1 pseudogene is annotated in these 3,042 nt (G+C 49.7%); it reads right to left on the reverse strand.

The window, feature by feature from the left end:
* A pseudogene (locus BM283_RS17475) lies at positions 1 to 3,008 on the reverse strand (hypothetical protein); the annotation flags it as partial.
* Positions 3,009 to 3,042 lie beyond the last annotated feature (34 nt).

Consider the following 3,042-nt stretch of genomic DNA (forward strand, 5'->3'; position numbering starts at 1 on the left):
AGCTCATCATTCAGGAAATCGAAGCTGACTTTATATTGCTCATCAGGAGCCAGGAAATTAGATGCAAAGAAACCAATCTGACCGTTCAATACATCAGTGCCACCAGCTCGATTAACCAGGTCGGTTCTCTGCTCGAACGTCAGCTCTTTCACCGCCTCATTTGCTTCCCTGGCTGATCCTGTCAGTACAGCAGCTGCATTCTCCAGGCTTTCAAATTCTGCTCCCAGTCTGGTTAATGTCTGCAATGTCGTTTCACCCGTGCGCCCCAGCTCTGCTATGCCTGGAACCAGTGCCGTTACCATCTCATCTGTAATGCGGTTTAGTTCCTGGCCTATCTGTTCCTCAGTCAAGGCCTCGCCGCTTTTGGATGCGATCTGGATCTGTGTGCTGAAATCATCAAGAGGTTGCTTGCTCAGCTCCAAGCTATCAGCCATGCTGTAGACTGACTTGGAAACGCCGCTCACAGTCTCATTGATCTGTTTGACAATCGCCTTGGAAACCTGAGACAGGCTTTCCTCGTAGTCGCTAAGCTTTTTATTATCCGTACTGAATTCACTAGTGATTAAATCGCTACTTATGAAATCATGCTTGTCACTACGGAATACCCCGCCCTTCGCTTTGAAGTTGGTACGCAATGCGCCGCTCTCGATTCCATCTGTGTCTACGGTGGCATCCAGAATGGTTTCCTTCTGCTTCAATGGCCCCCTACCGAATAGCGCATTCACAGCCCCGCCAAGTATGCCGCCGACAAAAGCCCCGATCGCTGTGCCGATTCCTGGAACGACTGAGCCAATAGCCGCGCCCAATGCTGCGCCACTTGCTGATGACATAGTCCCGGTCATAGGGCCAACCTTTTTGTTGCCTGCAATTAAGGATCCGCCAAAGATGCCGGCTCCAGCTGCTGCCAGTGGTCCCGCATAGGATGCAAAGGTTGACCCCATTCCAGCAGCAGAACCAGCGCCAGAAGCCGCGCTTTCAGCTGCGATAAAGGCTGCGCCTTCTGATCCTCCTGCCATGCCTGCGCCAAACGAACCAAGCGAACTGCTGCCACCTATAGCTGACAGGCCGTTACCTACAAGCTTGGTGAATCCGAACCCTGTTCTAATAAAACTCGCGGCATTCGATCCCATGCTGGCGATATCAAGTATTCCCGAGCTACTCGATCCAGCTGAAGCATTGCCTGAAAACCCAAACACATTACTCAATGCCGCAAGGTTGCCGGTCGGCTTATTAAACAGCGCCCCCCAGATATCCGCAGCTAATGCCTGAGCCAACATTTGCTGAATCGCGCGCGCAAAACCATCGACCATGTCACCGAAGCGTCCATTGATACCATCAAATAGCGCATCCCCTAGCGCGTTCTGCAGATTACGTTGCGCCTGGATAGAGAATTGGGATATTTCATCCAATGCGTCCCGGCCGGCCTTGCCCGTCTTAAGAAATTGCTCCTCAGCCTGTTTTAACGCTCGATTGTAGGTTTCCTGACTGATCGCGGTTCCATCGGTAGCATTGCGTGCCTCATTGAGGATTTGAACCTGTCTGTTGTATTTTTCCTGATCCGTTAGAACGCTTTCGGTGATTTGCTGATAGCGTTGCAGGTTCTTGGTGATCGAATCGATCTGAATTTGCTGAGCTTTAAGCGCCCTGTTTTCCTTGTCGATTGCGTCAATTAGCGGTTTTGCCGCATCGGCCACACCAAGTTTAGCCGCACGAAGGCTTAGTACTTCGCTTTCACTCTTGCCGATTACATCCAACTGATCGCGTAATTGCTGAAGATATCGCTGCCCTTCGTCAACCGTTTTTTTGGTTGATGCCGTCAGGTTATTGGTAGCAGATGCAAGCTGATTTCTGCCGTTTGTTACTTTGGCTTCCTTGTCCTGTTCGTCATCAAGGAACTTGTTTAAGAGTTTCCTTGCTTGAATATTTTTTTCCAGCTCATCGCGGTTTCTGGTGAGCCCGCTGATCTCATCAGAGAACATCCGGCTATAGGATTTGTCCAGCTCTCCGATTTTGCCAAAATCGCCCTTGAGCAATGCGGCAGTCTGCTCAATCGTGGTGGAGATGCCGTAGCCAATCAGCTTGAAAGTAGAGATGACTGCGTTGCCTGAGTCCATAATGAACGCAAACACACGCGCAATATTGTCTCCCCACCGCTCGATATCGCCTGATGCAGCGAGCTCATCAATGGTCTTATTCAGCGATTTAAGCGTATTGCTGTATTGCGTTACCGCATAAAGCGAAACCTGATCAAACAGTCCGCCGATCTTGGTTTTAAGATCGTCAGATAAGCGCTGTGTTGATCGCATCATTTTTCCGGCATTACCTAATGACGCCTCATACACGCCGGTATTTTTGACCGCTTCTTCCAGAACAATATTGACGCGAGCCTGCATTTTTTGCTGCTCGGATAGCTCAGCAGTGGTTACGCCAAGCTGATCCGCAAGCTCTTTGTAGCTGTTCTCAAAGTTGACATTAATCCCGATGCCGCGCAAAACCTCAATCTGGGCTGAGGTGATGCCATGAATTAATCTCTCTAGAGCTTCAGACGAATTGATTTGACCAATTACCGCGGCATCCTGCGCCGCCCTTGCTAGCTGCGTAGCTTTTGCAAGATCGATATTGGACGTAATTAACTGAGAGACAACCGATCTCGACTCAACCATTGAAATTCCGGCTTTTTGCACTGCCCGGGCCGTTTCTTCAATTTCCTGAGCTGACAACCCGGCATTATTGCCAACAGTACGCATTACAATGCCTAGCTCATCGTAACGCTGTGACAGGGTTGCCGCCTCACTCGAAAGGCTGATTAGATTAATAGTGCCAAGTCCAGCAACCAGACCAACGACGCCTGTTTTTATCAAATCAAGCCCACGCGCAAGACTGGAGGCGGATTTATTCATCTCATCTGCTTGATCTTTAGCGCTTCTGAGATTGCGCTGAAACGACTCAAACGCAGCACGCGTTTGATCATCAGCAGACAGAATGACTTTTTGAATGTTCTCAGCCATAAGCTTATTTTCTGTTCAGGATAGGCAGCGCCGC

The organism is Nitrosomonas sp. Nm34, assembly GCF_900113925.1.
Classification (GTDB): Bacteria; Pseudomonadota; Gammaproteobacteria; order Burkholderiales; family Nitrosomonadaceae; genus Nitrosomonas.